Source organism: Neobacillus sp. C211 (assembly GCF_051842875.1).
Lineage (GTDB): Bacteria > Bacillota > Bacilli > Bacillales > Cytobacillaceae > Neobacillus.
Window position 1 is genome coordinate 294627 of sequence record NZ_CM122574.1, and the last position, 20843, is coordinate 315469.

At 38.3% G+C, this 20843-nt stretch carries 19 protein-coding genes; 4 read left to right on the plus strand and 15 right to left on the minus strand.

Annotation, left to right across the window (positions count from 1 at the left end; all coding sequences use genetic code 11):
* Positions 1-6: 6 nt before the first annotated feature.
* Complete coding sequence (locus tag ACSU6B_RS01530) at positions 7-942, minus strand: LCP family protein (RefSeq protein ID WP_410882168.1); 936 nt, start codon at positions 940-942, stop codon at positions 7-9.
* 255 nt (positions 943-1197) lie between these two features.
* On the opposite strand from ACSU6B_RS01530, the gene ACSU6B_RS01535 reads away from it, so the two are divergent.
* On the plus strand, positions 1198-1563 hold the full coding sequence (locus tag ACSU6B_RS01535) for a hypothetical protein (protein ID WP_088086020.1): 366 nt from the start codon (positions 1198-1200) through the stop codon (positions 1561-1563).
* A gap of 21 nt (positions 1564-1584) precedes the next feature.
* Here the strand turns inward: ACSU6B_RS01535 and ACSU6B_RS01540 are convergent, their stop codons facing one another.
* Positions 1585-2160, minus strand: a complete 576-nt coding sequence (locus ACSU6B_RS01540) for a competence protein ComK (RefSeq protein ID WP_410882170.1) — start codon at positions 2158-2160, stop codon at positions 1585-1587.
* Between the two features lie 192 nt (positions 2161-2352).
* Here ACSU6B_RS01540 and ACSU6B_RS01545 point away from each other — a divergent pair, with 192 nt between their 5' ends.
* Positions 2353-2589, plus strand: a complete 237-nt coding sequence (locus tag ACSU6B_RS01545) for an IDEAL domain-containing protein (protein ID WP_410882172.1) — start codon at positions 2353-2355, stop codon at positions 2587-2589.
* Between the two features lie 157 nt (positions 2590-2746).
* Here the strand turns inward: ACSU6B_RS01545 and ACSU6B_RS01550 are convergent, their stop codons facing one another.
* The 9 genes from ACSU6B_RS01550 to hemE all read right to left on the minus strand — a co-directional run bounded on the left by ACSU6B_RS01550 (position 2747) and on the right by hemE (position 14281).
* Entirely contained in the window at positions 2747-3001 is a 255-nt protein-coding gene (locus tag ACSU6B_RS01550) for a hypothetical protein (protein WP_410882174.1), read from the minus strand.
* Positions 3002-3159: 158 nt separating this feature from the next.
* Positions 3160-4431 carry a M48 family metallopeptidase gene (locus ACSU6B_RS01555; RefSeq protein WP_410882176.1) on the minus strand — a complete coding sequence of 424 codons (1272 nt, stop codon included), beginning with the start codon at positions 4429-4431 and terminating at the stop codon, positions 3160-3162.
* 97 nt (positions 4432-4528) lie between these two features.
* Positions 4529-6091 carry a fatty acid--CoA ligase family protein gene (locus ACSU6B_RS01560; protein ID WP_410882178.1) on the minus strand — a complete coding sequence of 521 codons (1563 nt, stop codon included), beginning with the start codon at positions 6089-6091 and terminating at the stop codon, positions 4529-4531.
* A gap of 151 nt (positions 6092-6242) precedes the next feature.
* Positions 6243-7232, minus strand: coding sequence for a lipoate--protein ligase (locus tag ACSU6B_RS01565; RefSeq protein WP_410882180.1), 990 nt, complete (start codon positions 7230-7232; stop codon positions 6243-6245).
* Positions 7233-7248: 16 nt separating this feature from the next.
* The gene (locus ACSU6B_RS01570) at positions 7249-7983 is read right to left on the minus strand and encodes an MBL fold metallo-hydrolase (protein ID WP_410882182.1); all 735 of its coding nucleotides are present in this window, start codon (positions 7981-7983) and stop codon (positions 7249-7251) included.
* A gap of 109 nt (positions 7984-8092) precedes the next feature.
* Positions 8093-10447 carry a YhgE/Pip family protein gene (locus ACSU6B_RS01575; RefSeq protein WP_410882259.1) on the minus strand — a complete coding sequence of 785 codons (2355 nt, stop codon included), beginning with the start codon at positions 10445-10447 and terminating at the stop codon, positions 8093-8095.
* Positions 10448-10656: 209 nt separating this feature from the next.
* Positions 10657-12099 carry a protoporphyrinogen oxidase gene (gene hemY / locus ACSU6B_RS01580; protein ID WP_410882184.1) on the minus strand — a complete coding sequence of 481 codons (1443 nt, stop codon included), beginning with the start codon at positions 12097-12099 and terminating at the stop codon, positions 10657-10659.
* A gap of 30 nt (positions 12100-12129) precedes the next feature.
* A complete protein-coding gene (gene hemH / locus ACSU6B_RS01585) occupies positions 12130-13062 on the minus strand; it encodes a ferrochelatase (protein WP_410882186.1) in 933 nt (310 codons plus the stop codon).
* Between the two features lie 172 nt (positions 13063-13234).
* On the minus strand, positions 13235-14281 hold the full coding sequence (gene hemE, locus ACSU6B_RS01590) for a uroporphyrinogen decarboxylase (RefSeq protein ID WP_410882188.1): 1047 nt from the start codon (positions 14279-14281) through the stop codon (positions 13235-13237).
* Between the two features lie 302 nt (positions 14282-14583).
* On the opposite strand from hemE, the gene ACSU6B_RS01595 reads away from it, so the two are divergent.
* On the plus strand, positions 14584-15981 hold the full coding sequence (locus ACSU6B_RS01595) for a hypothetical protein (protein ID WP_410882190.1): 1398 nt from the start codon (positions 14584-14586) through the stop codon (positions 15979-15981).
* Positions 15982-16020: 39 nt separating this feature from the next.
* Here ACSU6B_RS01595 and ACSU6B_RS01600 read toward each other — a convergent pair whose 3' ends face one another.
* Positions 16021-16659 (minus strand): phosphatase PAP2 family protein, encoded by a 639-nt coding sequence (locus ACSU6B_RS01600; RefSeq protein ID WP_410882192.1) that lies wholly within the window; start codon positions 16657-16659, stop codon positions 16021-16023.
* Positions 16660-16805: 146 nt separating this feature from the next.
* On the opposite strand from ACSU6B_RS01600, the gene ACSU6B_RS01605 reads away from it, so the two are divergent.
* Positions 16806-17984, plus strand: a complete 1179-nt coding sequence (locus ACSU6B_RS01605; protein WP_410882194.1) for a M20 family metallopeptidase — start codon at positions 16806-16808, stop codon at positions 17982-17984.
* 16 nt (positions 17985-18000) lie between these two features.
* On the opposite strand, the gene ACSU6B_RS01610 is transcribed toward ACSU6B_RS01605, so the two are convergent.
* The 3 genes from ACSU6B_RS01610 to ACSU6B_RS01620 form a co-directional block, all read right to left on the minus strand.
* Positions 18001-18726, minus strand: a complete 726-nt coding sequence (locus ACSU6B_RS01610) for an EcsC family protein (RefSeq protein ID WP_168242428.1) — start codon at positions 18724-18726, stop codon at positions 18001-18003.
* 98 nt (positions 18727-18824) lie between these two features.
* Positions 18825-20036 (minus strand): ABC transporter permease, encoded by a 1212-nt coding sequence (locus tag ACSU6B_RS01615; RefSeq protein ID WP_410882196.1) that lies wholly within the window; start codon positions 20034-20036, stop codon positions 18825-18827.
* The gene (locus tag ACSU6B_RS01620) at positions 20029-20769 is read right to left on the minus strand and encodes an ABC transporter ATP-binding protein (protein WP_410882198.1); all 741 of its coding nucleotides are present in this window, start codon (positions 20767-20769) and stop codon (positions 20029-20031) included. The genes ACSU6B_RS01615 and ACSU6B_RS01620 overlap by 8 nt, the downstream gene beginning before the upstream one ends.
* Positions 20770-20843 lie beyond the last annotated feature (74 nt).

Genomic DNA, 20843 nt, shown 5'->3' on the forward strand with positions numbered 1-20843 from the left:
CTATGATTACTTTGTAATAAATTGATGGAGTGCCTCTTTATTTTTTTCGACATCGATCTCTAATACGGCTCCCTCCCCTGAAATTCGAGCATCGGAATAGCTATTTTCAACAGGAATCCGTAACGTATCGATATTTCCTCGATCATTCGAAAAGAAATCTTTAGCCATAAATGTTATGTCGGAAGTGCTCATATTTGTATTCACATAAGGCGTGACAACTCCAATTAGCTTCGGGAGTTTTGGAATCGTTTGGAGGCCCATCAATTGGTCCCCAATGGCCTTAACCGCTTTTTGTTGACGTTCTACCCTTCCAAAATCACCAATCGCATCATGACGGTAGCGGACATACCCGAGCATTTCTGCTCCATTTAATTTTTGCAGACCTGGTTCTAAAGTGACATCAATATTTTTTGACATTTTCTTTTCCACATCTATCTCTACACCATTGGGGAATGCTTCATCAATTAGTTGCACAAATCCTTGAAAGTCCACAATGACATAGTATTGGAGGTCAATATCAAAATTTTGCTTAATCGTTTGTCTCATTAATTCTGGACCACCGCGTGCGAATGCGGAGTTAACTTTATGCTGTCCATGCCCCGGAATCTCAAGGTAACTGTCCCTCATAATAGAAGTTAGTTTAAATGTTCCTTTGTCTTCATTATAATGAACAATCATGATTGTATCTGCCCGAGATCTTTCCTTTCCTCTAGCATCACTACCAAGCACGAGGATATTTGTCCCCCCATACTGATCCTTTTTTCCTTCGAAAGCATAGACAACATTTGATGCTTTGTTATTCATTTTTTTTAATGATTGGTTAACGCCCTGCTTGTATTGATAATAAGCATAACCTGCCCCTGCACCTATTAGCAGTAAGAAGACAAGTAAAACGGATGGCCATCTTCTCTTTTTCTTGGTTTGATATTTATCAGATCTCATTGTTTATCACCTATTCATCCAGGTTTTTTATTCTCCTGTTTTTTTTCAGGGTTTCTTCATTTAATTCATTTTCCCCTATCAGATATCCTTCTATTAATAAAAACTTTCTCATATATCAACTAAACATTTCAATAAATAAAACTCGCCCAATGACGAGTTTTTGTAAATGGAAAGTCCTATTGCTTTTGACGGTTCTTTTTTGTAAAATGAAGAGGAACGTTTGTTCGATTTATATGGAAAGGTGTGACTGAAAAAATGACCAGAATCCCCGAAGATGATCGAGACATAATGGAAAAGGCTATGTATTTACCAATGGTTCTAATTATCTTAAACAGGGATTTAACTGTAGTTGCAAATAGCCCGTTTAAATTAAAACAACCATATTTGGATTTGATTGAGGAAACGATGAAGGAGATCCAAAGGGAACTTGCTGAGGTAAAACTATATATGAAAAAGAATAAACTTCAGGTGATTGAAACAAAACGGGACGATGCTTTTACGTTATACAGGTTTATTTATAAAGGCTATGAAGAAAATCATAATTACTTTAATCCAAGAATCCGCAACAAAGTCCAAGAATTAATGGAGGCCTATTTATTAAAAAAACATCTGTCCCGTTAATAGTTAAGAAAATTCAACCCTTTATTTCGGGTCTTTAGAATCGGATTCAGCATCATATTCACGGGATCTTTCCAAGGCATTTAACGACTGGGGCCCGTTAGGCTGATAAAATAACTTTCTCCCATTATTTTCTATTCTTTGCAAAAGTTTTGTTTTTAGTAATGAGGTTCTTAACATTTGCCCCTCAATTGTACCAATTGGAACTGGAAAAACGTGAGATTCCTTATTGCGGAAAATAATCATCGTTTTCTTAGAGGATACGCGACGATAACACTCCACATGCTCAAGTGAAATCCAAATACACTCAGGAGTTAGCGGCGATGCGGTAGGAAAAAAATAGATGTGGTTAGTTGGTTCAATAACAATTGGGATTTTTCGAGAATAGCCAATTAGTTGCCTTGTTCCCTTTTTCCTGCTTTCGTAATCAACACCAAAATAAACGCAGCCTTTTTTGATGATATCCAATGGCTTAAAGGGTGACAAGAATTCATCTTCTAATTCTACAGCACGTGAATAAATTTTCCCTCCATATGTCACCGGTTCTACAAACATCGTCCACGTATTTATCTCATATTCTTCGATCCCCGGATGCTTCAACCCATTCAACTCCTTTTCATATTATCCACCATATCTTACCACTACTGGTTTTTAATTCCCTCACTTTTCTGAATTGTTCCTAATTTATTCACAAAATTCATGTCAAAGAAATATTTATCAGAAAATTATAAAAACTAATGATATTCTTCCAAAAAAACCATATAATTTTAAAAAGCAACAGGGGTGATTTTCATGAATGAAAAATCATACACGGAATTAATGAAACTAGGAGCCATGAAACGAAATCGTCTGAAGGAGAACTTCGTCCAAGATTTATACATCGAAATGCTTTTGTCCGAAATTCAGCTAAAAGTAGAAAAAGAAAAATTATTACAGAGAATTGATGTGGCCATTGATTGTCAAGACAAAAAGTCATTCCTCCTTCTATCCGGACAGCTCAATGAAATTAACAAACGATTTGGAACGTAGAATTTTGTTAAAGCCGTCATAGATTGACGGCTTTTTTATTGTATAAATAAAAAATGCGAATTTATTCACAATAGGATAAACCCGCACTTTTCAATCATCTCTAGTAGCTGTGAAACTAAACAACGAAGGAAATCACAACTATTATCAGAGGCAGTAATTAAAAACGAACGAAGATTGAAACCCCAAAGTCTCCAAATCTTTCTTGGAACACTCTGTCAAAGCCATTTGCTACAAGGCACTCACGAGCACGTGATAATCTGCGGCCCGGTACTAAGCGTCTTTGGCAAGGATTTGCAGTTCCAACAACTTCAGCTTCGACAATTCTGCGAGTTGTAATGCCATTGTTAGTAACTACTTCCCAAAGGATTGCTACAACATCTGGTGGACGAGTATTAGTCATTTCGCTTATCATAATCACCCCCTTATCTTACGTCTTATATATTAAATGTAAGAGACCGAAGGCTTGTCTGATGAAATAACATATTTTGTAAAAAAAGTTTTGAAAATTACTTACACACAAAAAAAGACTGTAGACATATCAAAATGTCTCAGCCTTCCCATGGATTGTATTTATTTGTTCCTATGTTTAACTTCATAATCTTCAAGCATCGAAATTCTATCAAGCATTGAAGGATGGGTATAGCGGAAAATTTTCACCAATAGCGGTGGATTTACTTGACTTAATCCAGAGCGGGTTAATTCCTGAAAAGAAGTAATCGCTGCTTCTGGATTTTTGGTCATCTCAATCGCATATTTGTCAGCGCGTGTTTCCTGATAACGAGAAGTAAAATTCGTCAGTGGACTTGCAGCAAATAGGAGCATCGAAAGAATCATAAAAAATAATGGAAGTGATCGGATATCTCTAACGTCTGAGATATTTAACTCCTTGCCCCAGCGTCTTGTTGCCCAATTCATAATCCGATACGTCAAATACAATCCGAGCAGCGAAATTAGCAAATATCCTGCAATTCCAAAGTAAATATGTTTCTCGACATAATGGCACATTTCATGAGCCATGATAAATAAAATTTGATCATCTGTTAATTTATTTAAGGTAGTATCCCACAGGACAATCCGAGCATTAGAGCCAATTCCTGTAACATAGGCATTTAAAGCATTCGTTTCCTCTGACTTATTCACTTCAAAAACATGTTGTGCTGGAATATCAGCCTTATCGGCCAAAGCCAGTATCTTCGTTTCCAATCCCTTATTTGTTAATGGATAAAAGTCATTGTATAACGGGTCAATAACAACTGGCTGGAGAAACATCATAAATAATGTAAATGGAATCGATAAAAGCCATCCATATAGCCACCACCGCTTTTGACTTTTCTTCATGAGCCAGTATAATACGGGGACAATGATCAACCATGTCCCATAATTAAGCCAAAAGTCAATCAACTCATCCTTCATCCAGGAAGCAAAGGTTTGAGTTGAAATATTATACGTTTTTGATAATGAAAAACTAATATAACTTAGAGGAAATGTCGCCAAATAAGCGAATACCGATAACCAAATAAGATAAATGGCTGTTTGAAGCAGCTTATACTTTGATGAGTTTTCCGCCCAGCGCTTGAATGCCTTGGAAAAACCAAATAATAAAATTAAGAAATATAAAAGCCATTCAAACGGAGTAGATAGGAAAAATAATAAATTCCTTATTTTTGAATACTCCTCGCTCAGCATAAGTTCCCTGCCATTTAAAAAGGTCGCCGGGTCCGCCTTTGATCCTTCGTATTCAAATGGCAGGTTTGTAGCGGCAAAATGGAATAAATACCAATAAAAAAATAATCCATATAGAATGTAGCCCATAACCGCATAGACACCCATTTTTCTAGCCATGATTTGTCCCTCCTTTGTGTACAGACTCTCTATACTTAGTTTAGTTAAAAAAGGACAAATTAGAACTGTAAAAGTGACCTGCCCAACTATTTAAGAATTAGTTACTGACAGTTTTGGCTACTTGTGCCTTTAGTGCCCTCCTTAATATTTTCCCAGTTGTATTCTTTGGAAGTTCTTCGATAAATTCAATCGAAGATGGAAGTTTATATTTGGCCAAGTGTTCCCTGCAATAATCGAGTAATTGTTCTGCCGTTAGCCTTGGATTCTTACTTACAACATAGGCTTTAACAGCCTCACCAAGATTTGGGTCTGGAACTCCGAGGACAGCCACCTCTACAACATCCAAATGGTTATAAATAACCTCCTCCACTTCTCGTGGGTAGACATTATAACCGCCAACAAGGATTAGATCCTTTTTTCGATCGACAATGTAAAAATACCCATCTTCATCCATTCTAGCGAGGTCACCGGTATGAAGCCACCCATTCCGAATGGCCGCCGCCGTCTCTTCTGCCATTTTATAATACCCCTTCATTACATTGGGACCACGAACAATAAGTTCACCCACCTCACCAACGGGTACTTCTTCACCAAGCTCATTTAGAATTTTATTTTCGACACGCAGGATAGATGTTCCAATGGAACCAGGCTTGCGCGGGCGGTCTAGCGGATTAAAGCAAGTAACAGGTGAAGCCTCCGATAATCCATAACCTTCAGATACTACAACATTAAACTTTTGTTCGAAATTCTTTAAGAGGGCAACAGGCAATGAAGCTCCTCCTGAAATACAGAAGCGTAAGGATTTTAGGTCTTCAGGATGACCATCAGGAAATTGGAAGAGGAAATTAAACATGGTCGGGACACCAGCAAAAACAGTCGCCTGATTATTCTTGATAAGTTCAAAAATTTCTTTTGGACTAAATTTGGGTGCAATTAATAGTGTCGCCCCACTTAATAATGGTGCATTTAAAGCGACTGTCAAGCAGAAAACATGGAACATCGGCAGAACCGTTACTATTCTATCATCGGGATTCATTTTCAAATATTCGCTGACATCTTTAGCATTACTATACAAATTATTATGGGTTAACATAGCACCTTTTGGTTTGCCAGTTGTACCCGAGGTATAAAGAATAATGGCTGTATCATCGTCTTCGAGATTTGGTCCCTTAAAGTTTAATTCTCCAGAAGCCACGATCGCTGTAAACGATTTCATTTTTGAAGAGCCTGAGAGGTTTTCAATTTTCGATTCTATTCTGCTATTTGGGGTCGTTTCACAAAAAATATAATGCTTAATTTTAGGCAGGAAAGTATGCACTTTTTCGACTAACGGGATCGCTAGGTCAAGCGCGATCACTACTTTGACATCGCCATTATTTAATATGTAACTAATCTCATCTGCAGTATAGATGGGATTCACGGGAATAACAGTTACCCCTAACCGTAAAGCCCCATATAAGCTGATCACAAAGTGAGGTGAGTTACCCAACAATAATGCGATATGATCCCCCTTTTTCACCCCTAATTTTTCAAGACCCGATGCAAATTTCGTAATGGCCCCATTCAATTCAGCATAAGTACATGCTTGGTCCATAAAATAATAGGCCGGTTTAGTCGAAAAGTTCTTCGCAGATTCTTCAAACTGTGATAAAAGATTCATATTTCTCCCCCTAAGTTGAATGAATACTCATTCATAAAATTGTTACAATTTTCTAAATATATTATATTAAATGAAAGTAATCTATTCAAGTATAATACTAAATATTCACACAAAACGGAAAACACAGCGTAATAAACGCTGTGCCCTGGTCTTAGTATAGTAAGTTTAAAAACTCATCTTTCGTAACATTTCCAAAGTAATGGGTTGTATCAATATCTGCAAGCGCCTTGTCAATTTCATTTTTTCCATAGCGGGTGCCTATTAACTTCTCCTCAATTTCACTTACCTCACCAACACCAAAAAAGTCACCGTAGATTTTACAATTTTCAATGACACCTTTATTAACTTCAAGGCGGACATCAATGGAACCTACTGGGAAGCGGTGAGAGTGCTGTAGATTGAACTTAGGTGATTTCCCATAGTTCCATTCCCAGTTTCGATAGCGTTCTTTTGATAGCTGGTAAATCCTTTCCCAATCCTCGTCCGTCAAAATATATTCTGGTATTTCATCTTGCCCTTCAAAAATATTCTTTAACAATAAAGACCGGAATTCATCAATTTCCACCTTTTCAGTAAGAAACTCAGATATATTGGCAACCCTGCTGCGGACTGATTTAATTCCTTTTGATTCGATTTTATCTTTTTTTACTTTTAAAGCTGAAACCACATTTTCGATTTCTGAATTAAGCATCAATGTACCATGGCTAAACATTCTGCCCTTTGTTGAAAATTGGGCATTACCAGAGATTTTTCGACCTCCAACCTCCAAGTCATTTCTGCCGCTTAATTCCGCATTTACTCCTAACTTTTTCAATGCTGCCACGACCGGCTCTGTGAATTTACGAAAGTTATGAAAACTTTCCCCGTCATCCTTGGTAATAAAACTAAAGTTTAAATTTCCAAGATCATGATAAACCGCTCCACCACCTGAGAGCCTGCGGACCACTTTAATTCCATTACCTTCCACATACTCCGTATTAATTTCTTCAATTGTATTTTGATTCTTTCCAATTATGATAGAAGGTTCATTTATGTAAAATAATAAATACGTTTCATTAATATCAAGATTCTTCAGTGCGTACTCTTCGATTGCCAAATTTATCTGCGGATCGGTGATCCCTTTATTATCGATGAATAACATAGTTTACTGCCCCTTCTTATAGTGAAATAGATTGAAATTCTTCTGCAAGTATTATTATACCAGTAAATTCACCGGCAGCCTCGGTGATTAAATCAGATATTGTGCCATAATGCGGCAAATGAGTAAGAATTAATTGCTTAACATCAGCTTTTTGCGCAAATTTTCCGGCGTCGATACTATTCATATGTCCTGCCGACTTACCGTTTTGATGCCCGTAAAAGTTGCACTCACACAATAATACATCCGCATTCCGACTAAACTCGATAAATTCATCCTTAAAGGAGCTGTCAGCAGTGTAGACGACTGCTTTTCCATCTGCCTCTATTCTCATTGCATAACAAGGGACTGGATGGTCTGTTTTTAGAAATGAAACTTGAAATGGACCAACTGTGAGAATCTCACTAGGATTATAGGCTACTCCTTTTGTAATCTCTTTATAGGTTAATTTGCTAAATTCATATGGATCCATATCATGTCCATATAGAGGTAGGGTTGAGGTCTTCTTTCCTAAAAAGCCTTGGATTAATCTTGCATGCTGCAAAACACCAATATCTGCAATGTGATCTGGGTGATAATGCGAAAGTAAAACAGCATCCAGTTCTTCGGGCTGGATAATATTTTGGAGCTTAGAAAGCACCCCGCTTCCACAATCGATTAATAGCCGAAATCCCTCATGTTCAATTAAATAACCCGAACTAGCCGCATTCTGTTTCGGATATCCACCCCAAAACCCAATAACCGTAAGTTTCAAATTAAACTCCTCCAATTCAATGTTTATATTCCTAATATACTCAAAAAATGATTTCTTTTCAGTATAGTACAAAAAAACCAGCCGCATTTTTTTAACGGCTGGTTTTTCATTAATTATTCATTTGGTGTTTATATTTGTGATTAAATCTCATTGTAAAGTAAGCGATGGTCCCAATAGAGAAGGTAAGCATAAAGCCTATTAGAATTATGAAATTTTGCCACATGAAACTGTAATCGCCACTTGAAATAACGGCCTTAAAGCCTTGAACCGAATAGCTCATCGGCAGATAGGCATTGAAATGCTGTAAGAAGTTCGGGATTAACTCAAGCGGGAATGTCCCGGCGCTGGTAGTTAATTGTAAAATCAAGATAATAATCGCAATAAAGCGGCCAGCATCGGCAAATACCGATACAAGGAGCTGAATTAACGCGATAAACGTTAAGCTTGTTATTATTGAAAAAAGAATAAATTTTGGTAAGCTTTGTACATCTAGACCTAATCCTCCAAGAAGAATCACATCTGCCAATAAAGCTTGGAAAATTCCAATTCCAGCCATGATTGAAAACTTACTAGAAAACCAGTTAAATCCATTGGCCGGAGCAATCGCTGTATCACGAAGTGGAAAGACAATTGAGAGAAGAAGTGCACCCACAAACAAGCCTAACGATAGGAAATATGGTGTAAATCCTGTTCCATAGTTTGGCACATGATTAATTTTTTCACTATCGAGCTTTACCGGGTCTGCCATCATATTATAAGTCTTTTCATTTGAGTGAACCTTAGCAACTTCTTTTCCACCTTCTGAAAGTTTATCTGCTAATTCCTTGGCCCCATTAGAAAGTTTCGATGTACCGTCTTTTAACTTCCCGGAACCATCTGCCAATTGTCCCGTTCCAGATGTTAGGGCAGACGCACCCGCTGTTAATTGATTCATACCATTTGTAAGATCCGCGGCCCCTTTTTTCAGATTTCCCGAACCTGATGCTAATTGTCCGGTTCCCATGGTAATTTTATCAGCACCATCTGCCAATTGACTCATCCCATCAGAAAGATTGTTAGTGCCATCTGTTAATTTTGATGCACCTGCATATAAATCATGGATCCCTTTTCGCAATTCCTGCTGACCGCCATTGACTTTGCCAATGCCGGCAATTAATTGATCAAAATAAGGAGTTGTTTGTGCTTTAATTTTATCCTCTAAGCCCTTCGATGAACCTGCTAATTTTTCATCTACCCCTGTTTTGAATTGGTTAAAGCCAGCCTCCATTTTAGGGTTAAGTCCTGATAAAATTTGCTGCTCTAACTGTTCTTTCGTTGGCGCATTATTTTTCTCATTAGCCATTATTCCTTGAACAAGTGCTGGATCCACTTTGTTCTCAATTAAGGTTTGGGCTAGTTTCTGCATTTTCTCTGTTTGTTGCGTTATTGTTTGATCCGCAATTTGGGATGCTAATGTGTTAGTTAACTGTGATTGAAATTGATCAATACCCGCATTAAGTTCTCCAACACTTCCAGTCAATTCTTTTTCAATTCCTGCAGCAATCCCTGCGGGAAGGTCACGTTTTAATTGTTCTGCACCTGTAGATACCTCCTTCGTTCCATCAATAAGCAACGGAAGATTGGCATCGGCTTTTGCCAGCCCTTTTTTCAACTCATTCGATCCTGTGGCTACTTGTTTAGAGCCGGAAGTTGCTGCTTTCACACCATAGTCGAATTCAATCGACTTTTTGGCTAAAGTAGAAAGTCCGTTATACAAATCCTTCGAACCAACTGCAAGCTTATCAGATCCGGCATCAGCTGCTTTCATTCCACCGTTAAACTCACTTGTTTTTTCAGCAAGGGTTGCAAGTCCTTCATTTAAATCCTTTGAGCCTTTTTCAAGGTCAACAGAACCATCACTTAACTGGACTGCACCATCGCTCGCCTTTACAACACCATCGGCAAGCTCACTGATTTTATCAAACATGGTTTCAGCATAAGTTTCAGTTACCTTTTCAGCAACAGCTGTTTTGATTTTTTCTGCAGCCGTGCCGCCGATTTGCGCAGATAAGAAGTTATAACTTTCATTAGGTGTATAAACCAATTCCAGCTTTTCCGGTTGCTCATCCAATAAAGTTGTCGCATTTTTTGAAAAATCCTTCGGGATTTCGATAACCATATAATATTTCTGTTCTTTTAAGTTATCGTAGCCCTCTTTTTTATCGACAAACTCAAACCCAAATTGTTTATTTTTCTTTAGCTTAGATACTAAATCATCACCAAGCTTCAAATGGGTCCCATCGAGTGTTGCACCCGCATCTTCGTTGATAACGGCAACTGGAAGTTCATCAAGTTTTGCGTATGGATCCCAGAATGCCCATAAAAACATTCCTGCATATAATACGGGGACAAACATGACAGCAATAATTGGGATTAACACTTTTTTATTTCTTACAATAGCAAGGAGCTCCTCCTTAAATAGCATGTTTTTCACTTATGACCCTCCTTTTTCATTTATGACTATTTTGTTCATTTAGTCATTTTTGTTTAAAAAATTAGGACTATCCCATAGACAACCCTAAAATTGACTATTAACCTACCTAAATTATGACCACTTGAACAATTCGGTCATTTAATACTTTTAGAGTATACAACGATTCCTGCCTGTTTGCAAGCAGAAAAAAGAAGCTGTTATCATTGAACAGCTCCTGTTGAAAAATCTTTTCCTGTTAAAAACTCCAGGACGTCTTTGACAGCTGCCTCTCCTTGATCAATACAATCCGGAAGTCCAACACCACCATAAGAAGAACCTGCTAAAAATACACCAGGTAGATCCGTTTTCATATACTTTAAAATGTCAGCTAAACGTTGTTTATGTCCCACTGTATATTGGGGCATTGAATTTTTCCAACGTGAAATGATTGCAAAATCCGGATTCATTGTGATGTCCATCGTTTTCTTCAAGTCATCTAGTACAATCTTAATAATTCTGTCATCAGAGAGGTCTACGATGGTTTCATCTCCCGACCTCCCAACATAGCAGCGGAGTAATACTTTCCCTTTCGGTGTTGAATGATCCCATTTTTTATGTGTCCAAGTACATGCAGTGATCGAATAATCACTATTTCTTGAAACAACAAAACCTGTTCCATCGATGTCATTTTTCACTGCCTCTTCCGGAAATGCTAAAGCTACTGTTGCTACTGATGTAGAAGGGACTGATTTCAAAGGATCAAAAAAACTATACTCTGCAAACATCGACTGTGTTATTTTATGAGGAGTCGCTGCAATGACGCTATCTGCCACCATTGTTTCCCCATTATTGAGATAAACTTCATACTTATTCTCAACTTTGGTGATTTTGTCTACACGATGTCCTTTTAAAATAGATATTGGATCCAATTTTGCTTCAATGCCTTCTGCAAAGGATTGAAGCCCCGTTTTAAATGTTAGGAAAGCTCCTTTAGCTTTTTCCTTACTTTCAGGTTTGCTGGGTTGGGCAGGGGTAGATTTTTTCATGCCAATGATCAGGCTTCTATATTTCTGTTCTACCTCATAGAATTGCGGGAAAGTAGACATGAGGCTTAATTGATCTATATCACCGGCATAAATCCCAGATAATAATGGTTCAATTAAATTTTCAACAACCTCATCGCCTAGTCTTCTTCTGAAGAATTCTCCTAATGATTGGTCTCTTCCGCTTTCGGACCGAGGTAAAATGAAATCTGCCGCAGCTCTTAGTTTACCGGGAATAGAAAAAAGACCTGTTGTGAGAAAAGGTCCTATTTCCGTTGGAATTCCCATGATCGAACCACCGGGCATTGAGTGAAGTTTCTCGTTAACTAAAACGAATGATTTTCCCGTGGAATTATGGACTAGTTGATCATCCATCCCTACTTCCGCAGCTAACCTGGAAATACTTGTCTTTCGTGCTAAAAATGAATCTGGACCTCTCTCAATCGTATATCCATCCCTGACAACGGTTTGCATTTTGCCACCGAGACGGTGTGATGCTTCGATGAGTTTAATTTCATAAGGGAGATTATGTTCTTGAATTGCTTTTTGAAGATAAAAAGCTGATGTGAGCCCAGCAATTCCTCCCCCAATGATGATAATCTTTTGTTTTTCTTCCGCCACGGCGCTCACCTTCTTCCACTAATCTGAATCTTACTCAGTTGTCATTTTAAGAACAACAGTCGACAATGCATCAATAAATTCTTCCTTTGCATTTGGCATTTCCGGTCGATAATAGCTTACACCTAATTCTTCCGTCACTTTTCTACATTCAAAATCATTATCATAAAGCACTTCAAGGTGTTCAGATACAAACCCTACAGGTGCAAAGACAAATGCCTTATAATGATGCTCTTTATATAAATCCCTTGTTAAATCCTGAACATCTGGACCCAGCCAAGGCTCTGGAGTTTGCCCAGCACTTTGCCACCCAACAACGTATTTTTTTACCCCTGCCTGTTCAGCAATTAAGTCAGCTGTTTCTTTCAGTTGACTCGGATATGGATCCCCAAACTGCAGAATCTTCTCTGGCAGACTATGCGCTGAAACGATGAGTACAGCATCAGCCTTTTCTTCTTCAGGCATTTGGTCAAAGATTTTTTTAATCTTTCCTGCCCAATAATCGATAAACTTTGGTTCCTGATACCAGCTTTCAATTGTTCTTATCTTTAGCCGGCCTAATTTTTCTGCTTCTTCTTGGGCTCTTCCATTATAGGATTTTATACTAAAGGTTGAAAAATGCGGAGCAAGAACTATACTTACAGCCTCTTCGATCCCATCAGCATGCATTTGATGAACAGCATCTTCAATAAATGGCTGGATATGTTTTAGACCAAGATACATTTTGAATTCTATATTTTGTTGGATCTTGTTTAGATGTTCTTCGAGTTTTTCTGCTTGCTCGAGTGTGATCTTTGCCAAAGGGGAGATCCCGCCAATGGCTTCATACCGACTGCGAAGCTCTTCAATCATTTCTGGAGTTGGCTTCCGGCCGTGGCGAATATGAGTATAGTACCCCTCTAAATCATCTAAGTTATATGGGGTACCATATGCCATTACCAGCAGACCCATTTTCTTTCTTGTCATGTCCGCACCTCATTTTCAAGTCTCTTCGCTTTTCCGTATTCAATGTTGGACGACTGATTAGGTTGGGGGCCAATAAAAGCTGGAGTGCTCTTAATGCCCCACTATCAAGCAGCCCATATTATTGTGCCAAAAAATTGGTCTGCTTACCAATTTAAAGACTTAAGATGGAAACTTAACGACTGAGTTTTGATGCTGAATACTCATGGACAAAGGAAGTTAATTTTTTCAACGTTTCTGGGTTAACTGAAGGGAATACACCGTGACCCAAATTAAAGATGTAACCATCTTGTGCCATTCCTTGATCTAATATTGCTTTCGCTCTTTCTTCGATTACTTCCCATGGAGCTAACATAATAGCCGGGTCAAGATTGCCTTGAACGGTTTTATGAATGCCCATTTCCCTTGCCTCGTGAATTGGCAGACGCCAATCTAAACCTACAACATCAAGTGGCAGGTCATTCCATTCTAATGCAAGATGGCTAGCACCAACGCCGAACATAATTAATGGAACATTTTCCTCTTTTAATGAAGTAAAGATACGATTCATGACAGGCTTAATGAAATAACGATAATCCTCTACATTGAGTGCTCCCACCCATGAATCAAAAATCTGGATGGCCCTTGCACCAGCTTTAATTTGCGACTTTACATATGTAATGATCATGTCCGCAAGTTTCTCCATAAGTGCAAACCATGCCTTTGGCTCGGTGTACATAAACGCTTTGGTCTTATTATAGTTTTTAGAAGGGCCGCCTTCGATCATATAACTTGCCAAAGTAAATGGTGCACCAGAAAAACCGATTAATGGCACGGATAATTGCTCTTGGGTTAATAATTTAATGGTGTCCAATACATAAGGAACATCTTCTTCTGGATTAATTTCGCCAAGTTTTTCAACATCTGCTAAAGAACGGATCGGATTGTCAATAACTGGTCCAATTCCACCTTTTATTTCTACCTCCATGCCAATCGCTGGCAGGGGTGTCATTATATCTTTATATAAAATGGCTGCATCGACGTTATATTGTTCAACAGGCAAGCGCGTTACATACGCACAAAGCTCAGGCTGGTGAGTGATTTCAAATAAGGAATACTTTTCTTTAATCTCTCTGTACTCTGGTTGTGAACGACCAGCTTGGCGCATATACCATACAGGTACATGGTCAGTTTTCTCACCTCTGGCTGCTTTTAAAAATGTTTCATTAATCGGTCTTGTCATTAGGGTAGTCCACCTTTCGAAAACATGTCTGTTGTCCATTTTAATATATATAGCATGAATTTAAAACTTACTGATTCTTTCTAAACTGTATTTACTATATCTATTAATCCTATTTGTGTATAGATAACGCTATTAACTGTCAAAAAAAAGTCGTTTTTATGTTTTAAAATTCGTTAAATCTGCAGGCTGACTTCCCAATATTTTTTTCACTTTTAGCTCTCACCACTTAATGCAATATTCATATTCTGTATTACATCCAACAGGGCTATAGCCCCTCTGGGTGAAAGAAAGGAGGAAATTGTATGATTGTCGAGCTTACTGCTCTTCATTGGATATATGTGACCTTTATTGTTCTTATTATTGGGTTTATGGTAATGAGAAGGGACACATCCATTGTTTGTATCGTCGGTATTTTCCTAATTGCTATCACAGCAACCGGGTCGTTAAGTCATTCGATAAGTAGTATTTTCAACAGTTTCAGTTATGCCATTACAGAATTATTATCTACTATTCTTGTTATTTCAATAATTGTAGCGATGAGCAATACATTAACGGTAACCGGAATTAATGATGTCATGATTTCACCTTTTCGAAAACTTATTCGTAACCCCACTCTCGCCTATTGGACAATAGGAATTCTAATGATGATTATTTCCTGGTTCTTCTGGCCTTCCCCTGCTGTTGCACTTTTAGGTGCCGTCCTTCTTCCAGTTGCGATTCGAGCAGGACTTCCTGCCCTTGGTGTTGCGATGGCAATGAACTTGTTTGGTCACGGAATCGCTTTATCGGGTGACTTTGTGATTCAGGCTGCCCCTAAGCTTACCTCTGATGCAGCAGGTATTCCAATTCAAGATGTCATCAATGCCAGCATTCCATTAGTATTTATTATGGGTCTTGTAACAACCGTTACGGCATTCTACTTCTTACGAAGGGATATGAAGCGTGGTGTTCTAACCACTACAACTTCTGTCAGCGCGGATTCGCCTTCAAGCAGCACTGACCATCCTGCGCTTTTATCACTTACTCAAAAACGCTTCTTTGCTATATTAGTACCATTATTATTTGCTGCAGATGTTGCCGCCATGTCAATCCTTGATTTAGCAGGTGGTGATGCCACAGCATTAATTGGCGGTACCTCCATTCTTATTCTTCTGTTAATCACTTTAACGAGCCATAAAAATAAAGGCTTAGAAAAAACAACACAATATTTAATAGAAGGATTCCAATTTGGTTTTAAAGTTTTTGGTCCTGTTATTCCAATTGCTGCGTTCTTCTATTTGGGTGACGCCGGATTTGGGAAAATCATTGGTGACTTTTTACCGAAGGCTTCCCAAGGGATTGTCAATGATTTAGGCGTTGCTCTCGCAAATATCGTTCCGTTAAGCAAAGAAGTTGGGGCGATTACCCTAACTACTGTAGGTGCCATCACTGGTCTGGATGGTTCAGGCTTTTCAGGTATATCGCTTGCCGGATCCGTTGCCAGCCTATTTGCTGTAGCAATAGGTAAAGGTGCTGCCACATTGACTGCACTCGGGCAAATCGCTGCTATATGGGTAGGCGGCGGAACACTTGTACCTTGGGCGTTAATCCCTGCTGCCGCTATCTGTAATGTCGATCCATTTGAACTAGCCAGACGAAACCTCCTACCAGTTGTGATCGGTCTCGTTGTGACAACGATTGCAGCAATGTTTATCATTTAATCCAAATAAAGAGGCTGATCCAGTGATCAGCCTCTTTACTTATTTTATACGTTTTTTAAAATAGGTATATATTTGAATCCAAATCACTACCCAAAGATAACCTAAAGCATAGCCTCCAAGGACATCTGAAGGATAATGAACATGTAATATAATTCGGCTAGCACCTATTAATAATAGTAAGATAGATGTAATTGCAGCAATGGTTATTTTTCCTGCCTTTGATTTTGTTCCCTCAATTAAAAGATACGCAATCATAAAATAAACAATCATCCCTACCATGGCATGACCGCTCGGAAAACTATAGCTTTTCACATTGACAAGATGTTCAAGGTCTGGCCTTGGGCGCTCAAAAAGATCTTTTAAAAGCTTACTAATTTCATTACCTAAGGCTATTGATAAGGCCAGGACGGCAGCACCAACATAGTTCCTTTTTTTTAGTAGTAACCAGGCTAACGCAAGCAAGGCTACAACCCCAATCCCTTTTTTATCCCCCATTTCTGTTAGTTGAATAAATAATGGAATGATTGTCTCAGGTACATGTGAGAATAGCCCTGCTATTTTTTCATCAATCCAAAATTGGCTGTGGATACCGACTTTGATTGTAGTAAATAAGGCAAATACTACAGCAATAAACATAAAAATAAAAGAAGGATTCCACTTGTTTTGATTTTTCTCCATTCCCCAAACCCTTTCCTGCATCTATCTAGTAGAAATTCTAATAAAAGTATAATGAAAAGGAATATAAAAATCTACTTTATAGGATAAAAGTGATAAAATAGTTTGAAAATACATTCTTTATTTCTGATACGTTTGGGGGAATCGATTTGTTAAACAAGCTGTTTGCTGCCTTAGAAGAGTCATATGAAGAAATGGTTGCCTTACGCCGTTATATGCACCAGCATCCAGAGTTATCTTTTCAGGAATATAATACAGCAAAATTCATTCATTCCTTTTATGAGAAGCTCCAAATTGAAGTAAGAGTTAACGTGGGTGGTAATGGTGTAGTTGCTAAGGTTTATGGAAAGAAACCTGGTAAAACGGTTGCATTACGCGCTGATTTTGATGCATTACCTATTCAGGATGAAAAGGAAGTTCCTTACAAATCCTTAGTTCCAGGAGTGATGCATGCTTGTGGACATGATGGTCATACGGCTACTCTCCTCGTCCTTGCAAAAACAATCAACGATTTAAAAGAGGAATTGGAAGGAACATATGTTTTTATCCATCAACACGCTGAGGAGTATGCTCCTGGTGGTGCGATTTCAATGATTGAAGATGGATGTTTAGATGGTGTTGATGTGATTTTTGGTACTCATTTATGGGCAAGTGAAACGACGGGAACCATCCAATATCGAACCGGACCAATCATGGCGGCGGCTGACCGCTTTGAAATTGACATTCAGGGGAAAGGCGGTCATGGTGCCCAGCCACATAAAACGGTAGATGCCATCGTAATTGCTTCACAACTTGTTTTAAATCTACAGCAAATTGTCAGTCGCAGGATTAATCCGATTGATTCCGCTGTTGTCACTATTGGCTCTTTCACGGCACAGAATGCCTTCAACGTTATAGCTGACAAAGCGCACCTCATTGGCACTGTGCGGACTTTTAATGATAGCGTCCGTCAATTTATCGAGGATGAAATGGAAAGAATTATATCTGGTACATGCTCATTGTCAGGCAGTTCGTATGAATTTAGGTTTGATCGGGGATACCCTGCGGTGGTCAATCATGAGAAAGAAACGGCTTATTTGACTTCCTGTGCTCAGAAGGTCGCAGAAGTAACCACTATCGAAGAAAGCGAGCCGCAAATGGGCGGTGAAGATTTCGCCTATTATTTGCAAAACGTGCCAGGTACATTCTTCTTCACCGGAGCAAAGCCGGTAGGTAACGAAACAGGATACCCTCATCATCACCCCAAATTTGATATTGATGAAAAGGCAATGTTAATTGCAGCGAAAACATTGGGTGTGGCCGCAATAAGTATTCACGGTAATGATTAAGGAAAATCCCCTGAACTCAAATTGGGTCAGGGGATTTTTGCAGTAGTCTTAATCGATAGGCATTCATAGCTGTTTCTCCTAAATGCTTAAGGAGATTGTGATTGGCATAAGCACCGACAAAAGCTCCAATGCCCGGGACTAGTTGGAGCATTTTAGCTAAGTCGATATAATCCCGATACTCCTGTTGAAACTTGCGCCAATCCATTTCCACAAGAACTCGCTTTCGATTCTCCCAGTTTTCAATTTCATCTAGTGTACTCTTCCGTATGTCCTCACTTGAAAATGCAAGCTGAAAAACATGAAGGATAAAAAGTCTTTCTGCATATTCCTTTGTATTAAACCCATAGATGGATGCTGCTTCAAATAGAAATTTCATCTTAATGGAAAGCAGTAACGGAAAGTCAGCAAGTCCAAGCAAAATACCACCAGCCCCAGTCCCCGCACCTTCAATCATCGCTGTCTTTTGAAAGGCAGTGATTTTTTTAGCTGCTAATTCATCTCTTTCAGCAAGCGTTAACCCACATGCCTGATCCTTATTTGTTGTCACCTGCGAGCCGAATAACGTTGCTTTTACCATTGCTTTGATACTTTCTGTCATTACCTCATGAACCTTTTCAGGAATTAATTCATTTATTTTCCCTTGAGCTTTTTTCGATAATCGGTTCATCATCCCTGAACGCCTCGTTAATTTTCGTTTCCACTCTTCGACTTCCTCAAAGACCTTTAATTCATACTCGTTCATTGGCAACCCCCCCACAATAATTATATGCATACATACGAAGTCCACCGCCCAATAGTTTCAAAAAAATCCCCTTCTATGATCTAAAAGGGGATTTCCGATTATGATTTCAAACGTTTACTAGCGTAAAAATAAACAAAAACATAGCTAAAAACAAGTTCAGCACCTACAGATAGCAACGATATGAACAAATCACCTTTTAACAATATAAATAATGAAAAGATGACTGCTTGGATCGCTAAAATGGTCATTAATAAAGAGTAAAATGCTCCTGTTTTATATTTTTGTTCCACAGGATATAAGTCTACCCATAGTTTATTTTGATGATGATTCCAAAGTGGAAGAAGTTGAAAACCCGTTAAATATAAGAATAAAATTCCAAGTAAAATTTGACCTATCCCAAAAGAAAGAAAATAAATCGCGAGTGCACCAATTACTGTTAAGCGCATAAAGAGTCCTAGATAATCAGATGACCGTAAAAAGGCTCTCGAAAACAAATATTGATAGGTCTTATCTCGGGAAAAGGCAATTCGGTTAATGAATATATCTAACCATTTTCTTCTTTTTACCGTATCCCTTAATTTTGGCACGTCTGTAAACATATTTGCCAGCCGGTAGAAGGACGCCATCCTTTTCTCTTCTTGATTAATTAATAAATCCCATTTAAGGCCCATTTTCTTAGTTTGAACATAAAAGTAAAAGTAATAAAAAATACAAACTACCACAATTAGCAATAGGATAAAAATACTCGCTTGTTTAAATAACAAATATGTAAAAGTTGCATTTAATAAATAGCGAACAAAGATGTCCCATCTATGGATAGAAGATTGAACGAAAAAGTCGATTCGCCAGCTAGTTGCTAAATTCCAAGCCTTTAAGGCCAAAAGTATAACTAGAAAGGGGATAAATGAACGGAAGCCATTACTACTTATTTGGGCATACATTGGCATCAATACTGCCAACACCATAAGGAGAAGATACCCTTGAAAAACAAGACTCGCTCCTCCTGAACGAAGAAAATATCCTTTTAATTTATCCTCAAGCGGGAGTATAAACACCTGATCGGCTTCGAGCAGGAAATTGTAAACAGGACTATAGGTTAACAAGATACTAATCAATACAGCGATAATTATTTCTGCAGGAAAACCATCTGAAAGGGTTTCAATCCACTTTTGATAATAAAATGAGGCCGTTCCAATTAAAAACAATAAAACAACGACCAGATGCCCATTGAAAATATAGCGTAAATACCTGCCTAAATCTTTAATACGACTGCTAGCTCGGTCTTTCCAAAGCTTTTTTTCATCAAACATAATTTTCTTCCTTTGTTAATTGAATATACAAATCATCTAAAGAAGCAGCTGGCATGGAAAATTGCTCCCTTAACTCCTCAAGCGTCCCTTTTGCACGTATTTTTCCTTCATGCAAGATCACAAATCGATTACAATACTTTTCCGCAGTGGCCAAAATATGAGTGGACATTAAAATACCTGCACCGTTATCTTTCACTTTTCTCATCAAATCAAGTAGGGATTGAATACCCAGCGGGTCAAGCCCGACAAAAGGTTCATCAACAATATAGAGAGACGGCTGAATTAAAAATGCACACATAATCATTACCTTTTGTTTCATGCCTTTAGAAAAATGGGCAGGAAACCACTTTAAACGCTTTTCCATACGAAATTCTGTCAGCAATGATGTAATGCGCTCTTTATAAGTGGCCTCATCAAGACCGTACGCCATTGCCGTAAGTTTCAAATGCTCCTCAAGAGTCAATTCTTCATATAAAACCGGGGTTTCTGGAACAAACGTAAACAATTTACGATAAGCTTCTTTATTTTCTGTAAAGGTTTGTCCATTTATTTTTACTGCACCACGGTGTGGTTCCATTAATCCAATAATGTGTTTTATGGTTGTACTTTTGCCCGCGCCATTTAATCCAATAAGGCCGACGATTTCTTTTTCCTTTACTTCAAAGGAAACATCTTTTAAGACAGGGTTTCGGGTATATCCCCCGACAAGATTTTCGATCATTAATAAAGACATTTGCAACGTCCTTCCTAAGCACGATTATTTTATTATTTTAACAAATTGTCCTTGATAAAAATAGAAATTCAATT

Bases quoted from the DNA above. Each gene is read 5' to 3' on its own strand.
- ACSU6B_RS01530 (WP_410882168.1), bottom strand. From the start codon at position 942: ATGAGATCTGATAAATATCAAACCAAGAAAAAGAGAAGATGGCCATCC.
- ACSU6B_RS01535 (WP_088086020.1), top strand. From the start codon at position 1,198: ATGACCAGAATCCCCGAAGATGATCGAGACATAATGGAAAAGGCTATG.
- ACSU6B_RS01545 (WP_410882172.1), top strand. From the start codon at position 2,353: ATGAATGAAAAATCATACACGGAATTAATGAAACTAGGAGCCATGAAA.
- ACSU6B_RS01550 (WP_410882174.1), bottom strand. From the start codon at position 3,001: ATGATAAGCGAAATGACTAATACTCGTCCACCAGATGTTGTAGCAATC.
- ACSU6B_RS01555 (WP_410882176.1), bottom strand. From the start codon at position 4,431: ATGGCTAGAAAAATGGGTGTCTATGCGGTTATGGGCTACATTCTATAT.
- ACSU6B_RS01560 (WP_410882178.1), bottom strand. From the start codon at position 6,091: ATGAATCTTTTATCACAGTTTGAAGAATCTGCGAAGAACTTTTCGACT.
- ACSU6B_RS01565 (WP_410882180.1), bottom strand. From the start codon at position 7,232: ATGTTATTCATCGATAATAAAGGGATCACCGATCCGCAGATAAATTTG.
- ACSU6B_RS01575 (WP_410882259.1), bottom strand. From the start codon at position 10,447: ATGCTATTTAAGGAGGAGCTCCTTGCTATTGTAAGAAATAAAAAAGTG.
- hemH (WP_410882186.1), bottom strand. From the start codon at position 13,062: ATGACAAGAAAGAAAATGGGTCTGCTGGTAATGGCATATGGTACCCCA.
- hemE (WP_410882188.1), bottom strand. From the start codon at position 14,281: ATGACAAGACCGATTAATGAAACATTTTTAAAAGCAGCCAGAGGTGAG.
- ACSU6B_RS01595 (WP_410882190.1), top strand. From the start codon at position 14,584: ATGATTGTCGAGCTTACTGCTCTTCATTGGATATATGTGACCTTTATT.
- ACSU6B_RS01600 (WP_410882192.1), bottom strand. From the start codon at position 16,659: ATGGAGAAAAATCAAAACAAGTGGAATCCTTCTTTTATTTTTATGTTT.
- ACSU6B_RS01610 (WP_168242428.1), bottom strand. From the start codon at position 18,726: ATGAACGAGTATGAATTAAAGGTCTTTGAGGAAGTCGAAGAGTGGAAA.
- ACSU6B_RS01615 (WP_410882196.1), bottom strand. From the start codon at position 20,036: ATGTTTGATGAAAAAAAGCTTTGGAAAGACCGAGCTAGCAGTCGTATT.
- ACSU6B_RS01620 (WP_410882198.1), bottom strand. From the start codon at position 20,769: ATGTCTTTATTAATGATCGAAAATCTTGTCGGGGGATATACCCGAAAC.